The sequence below is a fragment of the Aliikangiella aequoris genome, from assembly GCF_053709105.1.
This window is the reverse complement of the sequence record NZ_CM132298.1, coordinates 2150082-2165861: the sequence shown is the minus strand read 5'-3', so window position 1 is coordinate 2165861 and position 15780 is coordinate 2150082. Positions and strand designations below refer to the sequence as shown.

General features: G+C 39.6%; 15 protein-coding genes and 1 tRNA gene. 9 read left to right on the top strand and 7 right to left on the bottom strand.

Annotated features, from left to right (window positions below):
• Positions 1–169 precede the first annotated feature (169 nt).
• Positions 170–246 (bottom strand) — tRNA-Asn (locus tag ACUR5C_RS09360).
• 358 nt (positions 247–604) lie between these two features.
• Here ACUR5C_RS09360 and uvrB point away from each other — a divergent pair.
• The gene (gene uvrB / locus ACUR5C_RS09355; RefSeq protein ID WP_454464852.1) at positions 605–2629 is read left to right on the top strand and encodes an excinuclease ABC subunit UvrB; all 2025 of its coding nucleotides are present in this window, start codon (positions 605–607) and stop codon (positions 2627–2629) included.
• 11 nt (positions 2630–2640) lie between these two features.
• On the opposite strand, the gene ACUR5C_RS09350 is transcribed toward uvrB, so the two are convergent.
• The gene (locus tag ACUR5C_RS09350) at positions 2641–2988 is read right to left on the bottom strand and encodes a carboxymuconolactone decarboxylase family protein (protein ID WP_454464851.1); all 348 of its coding nucleotides are present in this window, start codon (positions 2986–2988) and stop codon (positions 2641–2643) included.
• Between the two features lie 352 nt (positions 2989–3340).
• Between ACUR5C_RS09350 and ACUR5C_RS09345 the strand changes: the two genes are divergently transcribed.
• From ACUR5C_RS09345 to ACUR5C_RS09335, 3 genes are all read left to right on the top strand, one after another.
• Positions 3341–5074: a pentapeptide repeat-containing protein gene (locus ACUR5C_RS09345; RefSeq protein ID WP_454464850.1), complete on the top strand. Its 1734-nt coding sequence runs from the start codon at positions 3341–3343 to the stop codon at positions 5072–5074.
• A 7-nt stretch (positions 5075–5081) separates the two neighbouring features.
• The gene (locus ACUR5C_RS09340) at positions 5082–5945 is read left to right on the top strand and encodes a TolB family protein (RefSeq protein WP_454464849.1); all 864 of its coding nucleotides are present in this window, start codon (positions 5082–5084) and stop codon (positions 5943–5945) included.
• Positions 5946–6348: 403 nt separating this feature from the next.
• Positions 6349–7173: a DUF481 domain-containing protein gene (locus tag ACUR5C_RS09335; protein ID WP_454464848.1), complete on the top strand. Its 825-nt coding sequence runs from the start codon at positions 6349–6351 to the stop codon at positions 7171–7173.
• Positions 7174–7272: 99 nt separating this feature from the next.
• Here the strand turns inward: ACUR5C_RS09335 and ACUR5C_RS09330 are convergent, their stop codons facing one another.
• The 3 genes from ACUR5C_RS09330 to ACUR5C_RS09320 form a co-directional block, all read right to left on the bottom strand.
• Positions 7273–9405 carry a tRNA(Met) cytidine acetyltransferase TmcA domain-containing protein gene (locus ACUR5C_RS09330; RefSeq protein ID WP_454464847.1) on the bottom strand — a complete coding sequence of 711 codons (2133 nt, stop codon included), beginning with the start codon at positions 9403–9405 and terminating at the stop codon, positions 7273–7275.
• Positions 9406–9469: 64 nt separating this feature from the next.
• Complete coding sequence (locus tag ACUR5C_RS09325) at positions 9470–9907, bottom strand: hypothetical protein (RefSeq protein WP_454464846.1); 438 nt, start codon at positions 9905–9907, stop codon at positions 9470–9472.
• 313 nt (positions 9908–10220) lie between these two features.
• Complete coding sequence (locus ACUR5C_RS09320) at positions 10221–10796, bottom strand: superoxide dismutase (protein WP_454464845.1); 576 nt, start codon at positions 10794–10796, stop codon at positions 10221–10223.
• A 208-nt stretch (positions 10797–11004) separates the two neighbouring features.
• On the opposite strand from ACUR5C_RS09320, the gene grxD reads away from it, so the two are divergent.
• On the top strand, positions 11005–11313 hold the full coding sequence (gene grxD, locus ACUR5C_RS09315; protein WP_454464844.1) for a Grx4 family monothiol glutaredoxin: 309 nt from the start codon (positions 11005–11007) through the stop codon (positions 11311–11313).
• 96 nt (positions 11314–11409) lie between these two features.
• Here the strand turns inward: grxD and ACUR5C_RS09310 are convergent, their stop codons facing one another.
• The gene (locus ACUR5C_RS09310) at positions 11410–11655 is read right to left on the bottom strand and encodes a hypothetical protein (protein ID WP_454464843.1); all 246 of its coding nucleotides are present in this window, start codon (positions 11653–11655) and stop codon (positions 11410–11412) included.
• Between the two features lie 18 nt (positions 11656–11673).
• Positions 11674–11922 (bottom strand): hypothetical protein, encoded by a 249-nt coding sequence (locus ACUR5C_RS09305; RefSeq protein ID WP_454464842.1) that lies wholly within the window; start codon positions 11920–11922, stop codon positions 11674–11676.
• Positions 11923–12204: 282 nt separating this feature from the next.
• Between ACUR5C_RS09305 and ACUR5C_RS09300 the strand changes: the two genes are divergently transcribed.
• The 4 genes from ACUR5C_RS09300 (at position 12205) to ACUR5C_RS09285 (ending at position 15709) form a co-directional block, all read left to right on the top strand.
• A complete protein-coding gene (locus ACUR5C_RS09300) occupies positions 12205–13002 on the top strand; it encodes an SDR family NAD(P)-dependent oxidoreductase (protein ID WP_454464841.1) in 798 nt (265 codons plus the stop codon).
• A 24-nt stretch (positions 13003–13026) separates the two neighbouring features.
• Positions 13027–14859, top strand: a complete 1833-nt coding sequence (locus ACUR5C_RS09295; RefSeq protein WP_454464840.1) for a DUF885 domain-containing protein — start codon at positions 13027–13029, stop codon at positions 14857–14859.
• 104 nt (positions 14860–14963) lie between these two features.
• Complete coding sequence (locus tag ACUR5C_RS09290) at positions 14964–15353, top strand: PilZ domain-containing protein (RefSeq protein ID WP_454464839.1); 390 nt, start codon at positions 14964–14966, stop codon at positions 15351–15353.
• Positions 15350–15709, top strand: coding sequence for a PilZ domain-containing protein (locus ACUR5C_RS09285; protein WP_454464838.1), 360 nt, complete (start codon positions 15350–15352; stop codon positions 15707–15709). The genes ACUR5C_RS09290 and ACUR5C_RS09285 overlap by 4 nt, the downstream gene beginning before the upstream one ends.
• Positions 15710–15780 lie beyond the last annotated feature (71 nt).

Sequence of the window (15780 nt, the reverse complement as noted above, 5' to 3'; positions counted from 1 at the left end):
GTAGAGAGAGTGTAACCTTATCTGAGAAAGGTTTAAATGTTGTGATTATAATTTTACTTAATTCGAGTGTTTCAGCCAAACTGATAGACTTGGTAGAAGGCGAGGGTGCTTATGAGGGTTAAGCAAATTGAGGTAAAAAAAAAGCCGCTAAAAGCGGCTTTTTCGAATTTGGCTCCCCCTCCCCGACTCGAACGGGGGACCTGCGGATTAACAGTCCGTCGCTCTAACCAACTGAGCTAAGGGGGAACAGCTACTCTCCTTGAGAGCGAGCGCAATATTAAAGAAGAATTTACTAGCGGTCAACCAACAATTAAAAAAAAATCGATATTTTTTCGAGTTAGGGTAAATTCGCTTAAAAAATCATCATTTTGTATGCTTTCTGATTGAATATTATACAGTTTTACCCGGCTTAAAGGTGTTAATGGGTTTTTGGGGCTGACTCGTAGAAAGTGGCGTTAAGTGCCACTTCACACCGCAACAACTTTAGTCATATTCGTACTAGCGTTAGACTAATGCTTAGCCTAAGATACTAGCCTTCAGTGGTTGCTTTTAAACAGCTAATTAAAGTTACCCAATTAAAGTTAACAGTATTAATCGAGTTGATATGAGTGAACAACAACAATTTGCGCTAAAATCGAAGTTCAAGCCAGCAGGTCATCAACCAGCAGCAATCGACAAGCTAATTGAAGGTTTAGAAGATGGGTTAAGCCATCAAACGTTGTTAGGGGTAACCGGCTCTGGAAAAACATTTACGATCGCCAACGTTATTCAAAGAACCCAGCGACCAGCAATAGTGCTAGCACCTAACAAAACCTTAGCGGCGCAGCTTTATGGCGAAATGAAGGCGTTTTTTCCGGATAACGCAGTTGAGTATTTTGTTAGTTATTATGATTACTACCAGCCTGAAGCTTATGTGCCCAGTAGCGATACATTTATTGAAAAAGATGCTTCGATTAATGACCATATTGAGCAAATGCGCCTCTCTGCAACGCGAGCTATTCTAGAAAGGCCAGATTGTATTATTGTTGCTTCTGTGTCGGCGATTTACGGATTGGGCGATCCAAAACAATTTCATAGCATGGTTATGCATTTAAAGCCTGGCGACGAAATTGACCAACGCCAAATTCTTAAAAAGCTCGCTGAACTTCAATTTACTAGAAATGACACAGAGCTACAGCGAGCTAACTACCGAGTAAGAGGCGATGTTATCGATATATTTCCCGCTGAATCTGAACGCTACGCCATTAGAATTGAGTTGTTCGATGATGAAGTCGATACTTTAAGCAGTTTTGATCCCTTAACCGGTGAGGTACTCCAAAAGCTATCTAGAGTGACGATTTACCCCAAAAGCCATTATGTTACCAAACGCCAAACCTTATTAGATGCCATAGAGCAAATTAAAATTGAGTTTGCGGAACGCTTAAAGCAGTTAAAAGACAATAATAAGCTAGTAGAGCTCCAAAGGTTAGAGCAGCGAGTTAAGTTTGATTTAGAAATGATGCAAGAGCTTGGTTACTGCTCGGGAATTGAAAACTATTCACGCTATTTGTCAGGTAGAGCACCGGGGGAGCATCCTCCGACACTGTTTGACTACTTACCAGACAATGCATTGTTAATCATGGACGAGTCTCACGTGATGGTTTCGCAAATAGGCGCTATGTATAAAGGTGATCGCTCACGCAAAGAAACCCTGGTGGAATACGGCTTTCGCTTACCTTCGGCACTCGACAACCGGCCTCTAAAATTTGCTGAATTTGAAAAGCTAGCGCCTCAGACCATATTTGTGTCGGCTACGCCAGCCGATTATGAAAAAGAACATTCTGGCGAGATTGTTGAGCAAGTCGTTCGCCCAACTGGTTTGTTAGATCCGGAAGTAGAAGTACGCCCTGTAGCGACCCAAGTAGATGATTTATTGTCAGAAATAAAAGCACGAACCGCAGTCAATGAACGCGTATTAGTGACCACTTTAACCAAGCGAATGGCAGAAGATTTAACTGAGTATTTGTCTGAACACGGTGCAAGAGTCAGGTACCTACATTCGGATATAGACACAGTTGAAAGAATGGAAATCATTCAAGATTTGCGTAAAGGTGTGTTTGATGTACTGGTTGGCATTAACCTTTTAAGGGAAGGGCTGGATATGCCAGAAGTTTCCTTAGTTGCCATTTTAGATGCTGATAAAGAAGGTTTCTTACGCTCTGAGCGCTCGTTAATTCAAACTATTGGCCGTGCGGCTAGAAACTTAAACGGCAAAGCGATTCTTTATGGTGATAAAATTACCGGCTCTATGCAGCGCGCAATAGGAGAAACCGAAAGACGTCGTATTATTCAGCAAGCCTATAACCAAGAGCACAATATTGAACCTAAAAGCGTTACTAAGGACATTTTAGATGTTATGCAGTCTGGCTCGACCAATAAAGAGCAAGGTGCTTCAAGACGTAAAAAAGTCGCAGAGGCGAGTGCGGCATATAAAGCATCACCAAAAGAACTGGCTATAAAAATCAACAAGTTAGAAAAAGAAATGCACGCGGCAGCGAAAAACTTGGAATTTGAAAAAGCGGCGCAACATCGAGATGAAATTGCGCACTTACGAGAGTCTTTGTTTAATTTAGAGTCAGCGGGAAGTTAGAAAAGGCCGCGCTACTCTTCTGTAAATAGAAACTCTAAACTTTCAGCGGCGTGGCGCGCGTGTGGAATAACTATTGAGCCGCCAACGAGCATGGCAATACCAATCGCTTCGTCTATTTGTGCTTTATTAAAGCCCATTTTCACCGCCGTCTCTAAATGATAGTCAATGCAATCATTACAACGTAAAACTAACGAGGCAGTGAGAGCTAGCAACTCTTTAGTTTCTGCTGGCAAAGCGCCGTCTTTATAAGCTTGTTTGTCTAAGGATACAAAACGCTTGGTTAACAGATTGTCGGTACTTAAAAGTTTTTCATTTCCCGCTTTGCGCTTAGCTCTAAACTCTTCAAATGGGTGAGACATTTTATTACTCTGTTAATTAAATTTTGCGAATAATAACCAACAAGTGACAATATTCAAAATAAATTCTCAGTATATTATTATAGAGAATGCTTATTTTTCCCTTTATATACTTAACGAGTCTTGTTAGCGAATGTAACTTATTGAAAAATATCGCTTTTAATTGCAGCTTTTGTGCTTTAGAACATTTGGTTTCGCTTCACTAAGTAAAATAACGGTAATATAACTGTGTAAATTTTTGTGTATTATTAGCAAATAGCTTACAAATTGAATTTTAGCAGTTACTATAGGCACAATTGATTATTGTAAACGATTAAATATCAGCGTATTTAACGTCAGTTTTAAAGAGAAAAACATGGAAGCACATCTTAATCAAACCCTTTTAGAACCCGATTTTTTTAAACAGCCAAGTAATTGGGAACGCTACAAACGTAACTTTGGTCATACTGATATTATTATTGAGAACGGAGAGTTTAAAGATTTAAACTTTTCTAACTTAGACTTTTCTAATGTTCGATTTATTGGTTGTTATTTTGATTCTTGCCAGTTTGTAAAAACCAATTTAATTTCTACTAACTTAAGTCATTCCAGTTTTATTTCTTGTGACTTTGAAGGGGCTAAGTTAATCGCGAGTAACTTGTCTCATGCAGAGTTTAAAAAGTGTAACTTTAACCAAGTTAACTTACTCACCGCGATTTTAAACGATACCGCTATTATCAATTCAGATTTAACCCAAATAGACCTTCAGAGCTTTAATTTAATTGGTATTACGCTTGATTTATGTGACCTAAGAAAACAAAACTTAGCAGGCAAAAATTTAACTAATTCTAGCCTTGTGAGAGTTGATTTGCGGGGAGCAAACTTAGATAAAACCAATTTATGTGGGGCTAACTTATCTAACTGTTTATTAGAAGATGCACAAATTCGCTCTACCCAATTTAAGCGCTGCAACTTAACCAGTGTGGATTTTAGCAACAAAGATTTATCTCGGGTTAATTTTGAAGGAGCCATACTAAAAGGCTGTGATTTTAGAGAGGCCGATTTAAGTGGCGCATGCTTAGCTAATGCTGATATTACCAACTCAAGTTTGTTTAACGCAGAAACGATTGGCTGGGACATTAGAGATATTAAATGTGAATTTGCCTATTGGGACCGAGACAGCACGGTTAAAACTGAATATGGCAAAAACGAGTTTGAACGAATTTATGCAGAATCATTAATTATAGAGTTAAAGTACGACTTTAGGCTAACCGCCAATGAAATTGCTACTTTACCCATTTTAATTGACCACCTACAAGCTTGTCATTGGGGAGTCGCATTACGCTTAAAATCGGTAAGAGATATCGCGGGTGGAGCGCTGGTTCAGCTTGTAGTAGATGAAGCTGGCAATTATGCGCTTAATGACCTTGAAAACTCACTCAAAGAAGAAGCCAGTAGAATCCAAAAGGCACAATTGGCATTGCGTGCCGATAAGAAAATGCAAAAACGTTTTAAAGAAGCGATTGCCGGGATTAAAGATCAGTTTTGGCCTCGCTTATTAGAGCTAGCAGCTGAACATGAAATTGATCAGGTAAGAAATTTCTGCGTGTTGTTTATCGATTTAAAAGACTTTACCCAGTGGAATGAAGGAGTCGTGTCAGAAAAGCTGTCTTTATTTAGAGGTTTGCTTAAACCCATTTTAGAAAAATGGCAGGCGAGTTATCCTAATATGGAAGGTGACTCTCTTAGAGCAACTTTTCGGAGCGCAAATGCCGCAGCAGCTTGTGCCTGCATGATAAAAGACGTATTAATGGCAGCCGACTTTGAGCTTCGCATTGGGATTGATATGGGGCAAGTTTCAATCGTGCATAACGAAGTCACGGAGCAGTCTGATCTAGAAGGAAATGCGGTTAGCATGGCCGCTAGATTAGAATCTATGGCCCAAGCCGGTGAAATTATAGTCTCTGAAAAGGTCAAGCATTACGCAGAGCAAGAAACATCTAACTTTCAGTTTAATCCGCGTAAAAGCCAACTGACTAAAGCTATCGGAAACCGCAAAGCGGGAGACTGGATTAATATTTATCATTTAGTAAGAAAAGCGGACGTTTAATTAAACAATGAGAAATTTAGCCATTTTAACTATTTGTAGTATTTTATTTAGTGCAGTCGCCAGCGCTCAATCACAGCCTGATCACGATATTATTATGTTCGATTTTAACCTCACTGATAGCGGCTATAGCGTGTCTAATCCGGTTATTGTCGCTAATTCTGCAGAGTACGAAAACCAGCCACATTTTAGCCCAGACGGCACCGCTATTTGGTTTACTAAAATGCAAAACGGTTTGACTGATATTTGGATTTGGAATGAAAAGGGGAGTAGCCCGCTTCACCCAACGCCTTTAAGTGAATTTTCGCCTACAATGATGCCATTTAAACCAACTAGCTTATCTAGCGTAAGAGTTGAAAAAGATGGAAGCCAACGGCTTTGGGAAGTGGATGAAAAAGGTCAGTTCGCGCTTATTTTTAATCAAATACAGCCTGTAGGCTACCATGCTTGGAGTGGTAAAGATGTCGCTATGTTTATATTAGGCGAGCCCAATTCTTTGCAGGTAACCCGTTATGGTAGCAAAGTCGCTACAATTGTCGATGACAATATTGGTCGTTGTATTGCGCGCATTCCCGGTAAACACGCGGTTAGCTACACGAAACACACTGATCAAGGTGCCTACCTATTAGCTTATGACTTTACTAGTGGTCAAAGTAAACAACTCATCAGCATGCCTCAAGAGACTCAAGACTATGCTTGGATAAATGATCACAGCATTGTTTCTTCGCTCAATGACGAGCTTGTTATTGCCGATTTAACAAAGCCGCTTAAATGGCAACAAGTTATTAATGCCTCTAAAGTCTCGCTCAAAGGTGTATCGCGGATCGCGTATTCTGCGAAAACTCAAAAATTAGCGGTCGTGGTTGAAAAGTAAGGATTTCTCGCTCACGCCAGTCTCGCTAACCGCTAATCTAACAGAGATTATTGTCTTTTACGGCGGATAAGTTGGGGGGCGTTATTTAACCGTAACCACCAAGACTATAGATAATAGCGAATAAAAAAGAGCGCACTGACTCACGTTAATCAACAGCTAAATTAAAGTATTTGGGCTATGTTCCGATATACAGGTCGCATCGCGTAAGTTAGTGAATAGATACAGGTGTTCTTAATTTTGAGTTTTAGCATAAGGTTAATTCAATGCCAGTGCCAAAACCGGCTTACTAAGTACCATTTATTATCACAATATTTGCTAACTTTACTTTAGAATTCAAATAATTATTGCTATGATCTAGAAATGTTAGCAAGTTACTAAAACGAATAGTTAAAGGGTTTAATGAATGAGAACAAGAATTAAGCAGTCGATTGTCGCATTGTTTTTAAGTGCTTCTGCGAATGCCGTTTATGCAGATGATTTTTTCTTAGGTGCGCCAGATGAATCTGCTGCTGCATCACAAGATTGCAATGACTTACCAGAAGGCTGTGTGGCAGAGTGGGAAGGCAGTGTTGAGTTTGGCTATGTGGCGGTTTCAGGAAACCAAGATACGACATCACTTAACGGGCGCTTTTCACTTGCTTACGAATTAGAAAAGTGGCGTCACGAAGGATTTATGTCAACCATTACTAGCTCATCTGAAAGTAGCGATTCGTTAGGCAATGTGACCGAAACTACGTCAGAAAAATATAATGCACAAGCCAAGTCGTTATTTAAGTATAGCCCTAAAGCTTATGCATTTGGTATCTTCGAGTATGATAATACGAGAAATTCTGGCTTTGAATACCAATCGTCTTTAGCGTTTGGTGCGGGTTATAAGTTTATTAATTCTAAAGTTTATAAACTTGACGGCGAGCTGGGTTTTGGTCGTCGTAAAAGTGAAACTGAAGCAACTGATTTGCTACCTTCAACCACCAATAGTGAGTCTATTACACGATTAGCTGGTAAATTTGCTTGGAAAATTAGTAAAAGTTCTATATTTGAACAGAAGGTGTCGTCAGAAATTGGTGATACTAATACTATCACTAAATCATTAACGGGTTTGTCTGCTAATTTAATTGAAAACTTAGCGATGAAGCTTTCTTATACCGTTAAGCATCAAAGTGATGTTCCGTTAAATAGTGAAAAAACAGAAACTATCACTTCATTTACAGTTGTTTATTCATTTTAAACGATTGTGATTGGCCGCAAGAGTTTGCGGCAACTTAAACTTTCTATTAAGGCTTAAGAGCTATGCTTCTTAAGCCTTTTTTATTGATACAGAGCTCGCCTAGAGCAGCTTGGTTATGATGGGCAGGTAGCTCTGTCGCAATTGTGTTATTAACTGCTTTTTACCTAACAAAGAAAACTCTTGTATCACTTGTTTTGCACTCCAACCATTTAGTAGCAGGCGGATTTTAATTTTTAAATTGTTATCTAAATCGGTTAAGTCAGTTAAGTCAGTCAGCGTTTTAATTAATAGCTTTTTTAAAATCCAATCAACCATAGTAAAACCTCTATAGCCTTGACAAAAAGCTTGCGCTTCAAGCAGCTCGTGCTGGTCTATCGTTTGCACTTTTTGAGCGTTGGCGAATAAAGTTGCAATAATTGAAGGGCATATCGATTTAAACTCACTTGTGAGCTTGTGTTCAAAACTTTCTAAGCAGCGGCTGGTTAGCTGATTAAATAGTGTTAGCGTCTCGCTAGAGCGATTGTTATTTAGCTTTAATACTTCGACGCTTTGTTGGCCGCTAGCGGCATCTTTAGTGCTAGTTAACCGGATCACTTGATAGCCGCTCGATTGCCAAAAGTTGAGGGTCTTAGCGTCGCAAGCAAAACTGGCGCCAACGAAATTTAGCGGCGTAGCATGAACGTTTTGTTCTAACGCATTTAGCAGCTTTTTGCCAAAGCCTCTATTTTGGACGCTCGGGTGAGTTGCAATGCGCATGACGCGAAGATAGCGGAAGTTTCCTGCTTGACCAAAACCTTGATGCGCTATAATCGATTGAGGTAATAATTCTCCAGCGATAGGCTTTCTTCCTTGTAAACATAGTGTCGTATGATGAGGGGAAAGGGCTCCTTCTAACACGCACAGCGCAACCGCAATTACTTGCTGATTTTTATTCTCGAGTAAATGTATTTGTAAGTGACTAGAAGATAACAACTGCTCTAAATCTGACGGCTTTGTTTGATAATGCGCATTAAGCAGCAACACAAAACATTGACTTAATAAGTGCTCGTCATTTAAAAGCATGGCAGAAGTGATTGAACGGTATTTAATTTCATCTTCAACTTGAATGCGAGTGTCACTGAGTTTAGCTAGTGGTGTGGCAAACAGCATTGTTTTAAATACTAGTGATTCCAACACATCATCATCGCGCCACCTTAGCGGAGCGTTTAAGTGGCTAAAATTGGTTTGTGGATAAATTGAAAGCAACTGCTGTTTAAAGCGAATTTGGAATCCTTTACCATTGCCTTCGTAGCCGTGCTCAGTGGTTGCAAAGACTAAGCGCTGGTAATGTTTAGATATAAGCAGTAATTGCTGAGTAGGAATTGCTGCTGCTTCATCAATTATGACTAAATCGGCCTTTGGCCAGGTTTCAATAATTTGATCTATCGCCATAAACTGCACGCTAGAGTTTAGCTGCGATGGTGACTTTTCAAGTTGAAAATGTTTATCAAAACTAATCAAATTTGTTTTGCTAGGTGCGGTGATAATAATATTCTTTTCGCTCGACTGTACAAGCGATTTACAGGCTAGCGCTAGCGCAGCGGTTTTGCCTCGGCCTCTATCGGCAGTAATCACTAAAGGGCGCTTATTTCTGCCTGTGGCGACCTTGATTATTTTTTCTACAACTAACGCTTGCTCACGATAATTTGCTTTAAATCCTTCAACTTTCCCTGGTTGAGGAAATTTAAATAATGACTTAGCCGGGTGGATGAAAGCGACAATTTGGGCTTGGGTATAATTTTCAAAAAGTTTGGAAAGTAAATGTGAAAACTTTACCGGCTGGCTGCTTGGCTTTTTGTGCTTTGAATCAAAAGCTAAACTTTGTGCGTAATTAAATGAAACTGCTTGCTCGTTGGCAGCTTGAGCCAACAGTGAAGAATAGCTCCGAGGCAGTTTTATGAGCATTGCGCCACCGGCTTTTAAAGTACCAACTAGTGCGCAAAATTGATTAGGATCAAAGTGATGGCGTAAATCAAGCTCAATAATATCAAACTCTTGGCCCAGTAGTTGGCTATTTTTTTGGCTTTCTGTCGCAAGCCCTGACTCAAGATCGACTTTTAAAATGTTATAGCAGTTTGCAGCAAAAGCTGGCTTTAGCTGAGGAATGTCTGCGCTGATAAACGCTACGCCACGTTGACCACTGCTTTCTAATTGTTGCTTCCAAATATTGATGTTTTCTATTGAGCGGCTCATTCTAAACTAAAGTTTATGCTTAATTTTTAGTGATTATAAACTGGTTTAGCGATAACACCTAAAATCAGCACTTAGTTTGTTTTTGCCACCGTAGTTTGGTTAGCTTTAATTTAAGCTGATCGAACTCTGAAACCGCTAGTTTTAACCTTAGTCTCGCTTCGGTCTTTTTAATTGAATTATCAATCTGTTGGCATTGGACTAACTTTGGGCTCTCTTGCTTTTTATTGCTTTGTTTTGGTTTAATAGGCGTATTAGTTGGTGCCTTAGTTGTGTTTTCCCAGTTAGTGGTGTTTACCGGTTGAATTGATTTTGAGGTAAAGTTTTTCTTTTTGGGGGGAGGTTTATCGCTATACACGGGATTACCGTATTGATCTAAATAAAAATAGCTGGTGGTTGTTTGTGAGTAGGCGTTAGCAATGCCCAATAAGCCTAGACTAAAGCAAAGACTCGCTCGAGCCAGCATTTTTGAAAATACGCGGTTTAATAAGTTGTTAGCATCCATGCGTAATATCTCCTTAATATCTATGTGTCTTAATATCGTTGTGTCTTAAAATTAATGTGTCTTAATATCAATGTGTCTTAATATCAATATGTTTAGTTGCCGGTTGATGACGAGCAAGCGCTTAAATATCTGGCCAGTTAAGTCTGTGGCTAGTTAAATATCAGACTAGATAAAGAAGAGAGTAATCCTGGTTAAGCCAGTAGCGAGCTTTCAAGTGAAAAACTTTGATGAATGTCTTTAAAAGGATGATCGATTTATCTATGCGGGCAATAAAAAGGGCGCATGTAGCGCCCTTAAGAAACTTTACTTTAGATTATGCAAAGTTAGCTGAAACGAAATCCCAGTTAATAATGTTCCATATTGAGTCTAGGTATTGAGGTCTCGCATTACGATAGTCAATGTAATAAGCGTGCTCCCAAACATCAATAGTCAATAATGCGGTGTAATCTTCTGTCAGTGGGCAGCCGGCATTGCTAGTATTAACAATTTCTAACTCGCCTTTTGAGTTTTTAACTAACCAAGTCCAACCTGAACCAAAGTTAGTTGCCGCTGAGTTGTTGAATTGCGCTTTTAATTCTTCCATAGAGCCAAACTTGCTATTAATTGCCGCTAAAAGTGCGTCTGATGGCTTAGTTTGGTTTGGCGATAAGCAGTTCCAGTAGAAAGTATGGTTCCAAATTTGTGCTGCGTTATTAAACATTCCGCCTTCTGAAGTCTTAATAACTTCTTCCAAGCTTTTAGACTCAAATTCTGTACCTGCGACCATTTTGTTAAGATTAACTACGTAAGTGTTATGATGCTTACCGTAGTGAAACTCGATGGTTTCTTCAGAAATAGTCGGCGCTAATGCATCCTTAGCATAAGGTAGTGCTGGTAGTTCAAAAGACATATTTTTCTCCTAGAATATTTGTGTATGTCGACGCGAGCTATTTTAGATCGAATCGACAAGATGTTACAGGGTTTCTTACACAAATACTCAGTGTGATAGCATTAACCTATAATTGCAGGTGGATATAAAAGCTATGTGTTGGAATCAGGCGCTTAAAGAGTTACAATTTGCGCCAATATTCCGGTCTCATTACTTAAGGTGTGGATAAATGGACACAATTGAAAAAATTAAGCAGCAAATTGAAGAAAACAAGATCATTTTATATATGAAAGGCTCACCAGAAGCGCCAATGTGCGGCTTTTCGGCGAATGCTACTCAAGCTATTATGGCTTGCGGCAAAGAATTTGCTTACGTTGATATTTTGCAAAACCCTGATATTCGAGCGGAACTTCCTAAATATGCGAATTGGCCAACTTTCCCACAGCTATGGGTAAACGGTGAGTTAATAGGCGGTTGCGATATCATTCTTGAAATGAGCCAAAGCGGCGAACTAGCAGAAGTTATTCAATCAGCGTAAGTTTTGCAAGCAATCATTAAGCTTAATAAAAAAGGCCTGTTAAAGGCCTTTTTTAGTTTTAAATATTGTTAATTTGTTGAATAAGTCGGCTAGCTTTTATTCAAGCCAGCTAGAAACTTGAGTCATACCTATTTGTTTGTATTTGTCAGATTGAGCGACTACCTCTAATAAAAGGGTGTCTATCTCAATATCTGGTGTTTCTTTTGGATTGATATGACGCTGGGGATTAGTGTTAATACTGCTACCTGCGTGAAAGTCATTTTCATTCTGGGCCGCGGCATTAATTGTGGTTGTATTTCTATTAGCTAGCTTTCCTTGCTGTTGTTCTGTTATTGGTAACATACTAGCCTCAAAAAGGATTTAGGCGAACTGACTATTTGGGGTCATTCCAAAAAAGTGCTGCGCGGTTTTATTAATGTTAAGTTCAATATTTTGGTCAGAGTACCAGTCTTCTGGGTAAGAGCCGATAAGATCAACATGTTCTTTTAGTAAAGGGACAGAAAGCGGACTTGATAATTTAACGTTGGTTGCGACGTGAAAGTTTGTTTTAGTAGTTGCTTGGCTAGTGCCTAAACAAAGCTGACCGTTTTCTAATGTATACCATTTCATAATAAGCGCTTCTTTTATCTGTTAATCTACTACTGACATTGCAAGACGACATAGTATCAAACTAACATTAAATTGCTGTGACAGGCTTCACGTAAATGCCAAGTTGAAAAATGCATTATAAATTAATAACTTAGCGACATTAAATATCTCTTTTTTAGATGTTTGTAGGGTGAACGCGATTCTACTCTGCTAGATTGTCAGTTTTATTAATTTAAGTTAGAGAAAGTCCTAATTTCGATTTATACTCGGGCTCATTTCTAACTCCTAATACGGCCAAAGCAATTGAATTACGCAAATAAAACTATTTGGATAACCGGTGCAAGCGGCGGCATAGGGCAGGCGTTGGTTAAGTCATTTGATGAACAAGGGGCTAGCTTAATTCTGTCTGGGCGAAATAAAGCGGTTTTAGAAAAAATAAAGGCGCATTGTCACGAGCCAAATAAGCATCAAGTCGTTTGCTTCGATTTGAGTGACGCAAAAGCTGTTTTGCAGGCCGCAGAGCAGGTTTGTAGTGAGCTTCAAATAGATGTTTTGGTCAATAATGGTGGCATAAGCCAGCGCTCCTTGGCTTTGGAAACACAGTTAGAAGTTGATCACCGTGTAATGGAAATTGATTACTTTGCGGCAGTGGCTTTAACCAAGCAAGTTGCAGCACAAATGGTGGCTCGTCAAGCAGGGCTAATTATCAATATATCTAGTGTAGCGGGTAAAGTCGGCTCGCCATTGCGCAGCGCCTATTCTGGTGCAAAACATGCCTTGATTGGCTTTATGGATTGCTTACGGGCTGAACTAGCAAGCCACAATGTAAGAATTGTTAATGTATGTCCAGGCTTTGTACATACTAACATTAGCCGAAATGCTTTAACTGGTGATGCCTCACCTTATGCCAAATTAGACGATGAAATTAATCACGGTATGGCGGCTGATGCCTTTGCTAAACTGCTAATGAAGCGACTGAATGGTGGTAATGATGAAATTATAATTGCTACTGGATTACCCCGCTTAGCCAGCATTTTCAGACGGTTAATGCCAAATACGTTTATCAAGATACTACCCAAAATTTATAAGCGAAAGCATTAAATAATCCGCTATTCAAGGAATGAAATGAAGCTTAGCCGAATAAGAAAAAAATTATTAGTTATTACCTTTTTGTTGCTAGTGAGCTCAGGATTACTTATCAATGAGTGGTATGGCAAGCCTTTGTTTATTAATAATTTATTTAACCGAATGGTCGTTAAACTGGCACTCACCAGCCCGGAAGCACTAACTTCTATTCATTGGCTAGAAAATTATGGTATTTCTGGGCATAACCAGCGCCTAGATGATGCTAGTCCTGCCATGCTTTTACAGCAGTTGAACATGATTAAAAATGAAGTCAGTTACTTCAAAGAGTTTCAAGACAGTGAGCTAACGGCTAATCAAAAAATTTCAAAACAAATCGTCCAATACTTTGCAGAACTGCTAAATCAAGCCACGCCCTACGTGTATCATAATTACCCTGTAAACCAAGTGTTTGGGGTGCAAAGTAACTTTATTAGCTTTATGCAAACCCAGCATCAAATTAATAGTCGACAAGATGGAAAAGACTATATTGCTAGGCTACAAAGACTACCCATTAAGTTCTCTCAATTAATTGAAGGGTTAGAGTTTCGAGCTAGAAAAAACATAGTCGCACCTCGCTTTATTCTGCAAAAAGTCATCCAAGAAATAAACTCGTTTCTAATGCTAGAGCCAAAAAATAATCTGCTTTATTTAAACCTACAACACAAGTTAGAGCGCTTAAGCGGGGTTAGCGCACAGCAAAAAACAGAGCTTTTGAAGGCCGCAGAAATAGCATTAGCAGAACAAGTGCTACCTGCTTATAAACAGCTACGAGACTACTTAGTGCGTTTAGTAAAAGAGTCGCCTAACCAAGGCGGAATGTGGCGCTTACCAGACGGCGATAAAGCCTATCAAGTGGCGCTTAAACTGTTTACTAGCACCAGCTATACACCTGACTACATTCATAATGTTGGTTTAAGTGAGGTTGCAAGGTTGCAGCAAGCAATCATTACCATTTTAACTAAAGCGCACCAAACTACATACCCTAACTATAAGCAAATGATGCACCAGCTTGCTCAACAAGAGTCCCAGTTCTATCCAGACAATGAAGCAGGACGGGAGCAAATAATTAGTCGCTACGGTGAAATTATTAGCCAGGCGCAACAGCAGATTGACTCGGTCTTTAATTTTCCAATTAATACCAATATAAAAGTACAGCGGGTGCCTTTGTTTAAACAATTAACGAGCCCTATGGCCTATTATATTCCCTCGGCAGTCGATGGCTCGCGAGCGGCCGTGTTTTACGTTAACTTAGCAAATATTCAAGCAACCCCTAAATATACAATGAAAACTTTGGCTTATCATGAAGCAATACCCGGCCACCATTTACAAATTTCTGTGGCGCAACAGTTAACTGACTTGCCTTTATTCAGACGCTTTGCGCCGTTCCCTGCCTACATAGAAGGGTGGGCGCTTTATGCCGAGAACCTTGCCTTTGAGCAAGGTTTAATCGATGACCCTTTAGATAACGTGGGTCGACTTCAAGCAGAGCTGTTTAGGGCAGTGCGCTTGGTGGTAGACACAGGAATTCACGCAAAACAGTGGTCGAGGCAACAAGCCGTAAACTATATGCTTGAAAATACCAACTTAATGCCCGCAGAAATTGAAATAGAAGTTGACCGTTATTTTGTGCTTCCGGGGCAGGCTTGCGCTTACAAAGTGGGCATGATGAAAATCTTAGAACTAAGAAGTCGAGCCCAGGAATCACTTGGCAATAAGTTTGATTTAGCTGAATTCCATGATGTTATTTTAAATAATGGAGCGGTTCCGTTAGATATATTAGAGATGTTAGTTACTGATTATATTAATCAAAAGCTTCGCAACCAGAGCTTGTAGAGTCTCCGGCCGACTGAGTGCGCTAGAGGCGAGATTTCTGCAAAATTCAAATCTCTCAACTATACTTTGCAAATACAGGGTTGAATAGTTGAAGTAGGTTCCAAATGATAGATATAGATGACTTGCGCGCTCAGACGCGATTTAAAAGTGAGTTGTCCATTATTATCAGTTTTCCCAATCAGTTTGACGAAAATGTGATGGATGCAATCGACTGCAAAACCGAAGACATTTCGGTTAGCGGGTTAAAAGTAATCAGCCATCAACCAATTCCGCTAGAGTATATATTTCCTATAGAAATCAAGTGGTTAAGAGAAGGTGTTGAGTTTTGTTTTAGCGGCGAGGTGAAGTGGTGTTTACAAACCGATGAACAGCCTACCTTTAACATTGGCATTAAGCTGCATGAGCTACTGGAAAACTCGATAGAGAATTGGTTTGAGTTTGTTGAGCAAGTCACCGGAGGCAAAGCACAAGCTGAATTAGGAACGCGATCATGAGCAATGATAACCGTCAACATGAACGTATGGAGCGCGTGGAAATCATCTACATTGAAGTGTTATCTGCTTCTGGTGATGATAAATCCGATAGCATTATGTTAGAGTGCACTAGCCAAGATATTTCTCAGTCCGGTTTAAAAATTATTGCAGAATACCCGTTTTTAGTAGGCTCAATTTTAGAGTTGTTGATTAGCTTTGAGAGTGGGGGATTTAAGTTTTTACTCACCGGAGAAGTCATGTGGCTCGAAAGCTTAGCAGATAAAAAATATTCCGCTGGATTTCAACTTATGGACTCTGAACACTCTGATTATGCTGAGTGGGTTAAAATGTTTGAGTTAGATCCCAGCACCGTTTAGCGCGATGATAGCACCTTTTTTTATCGGTTAATTGATACTAAATAGCCTAGTTCAGTTTTTCACTGTCAGTT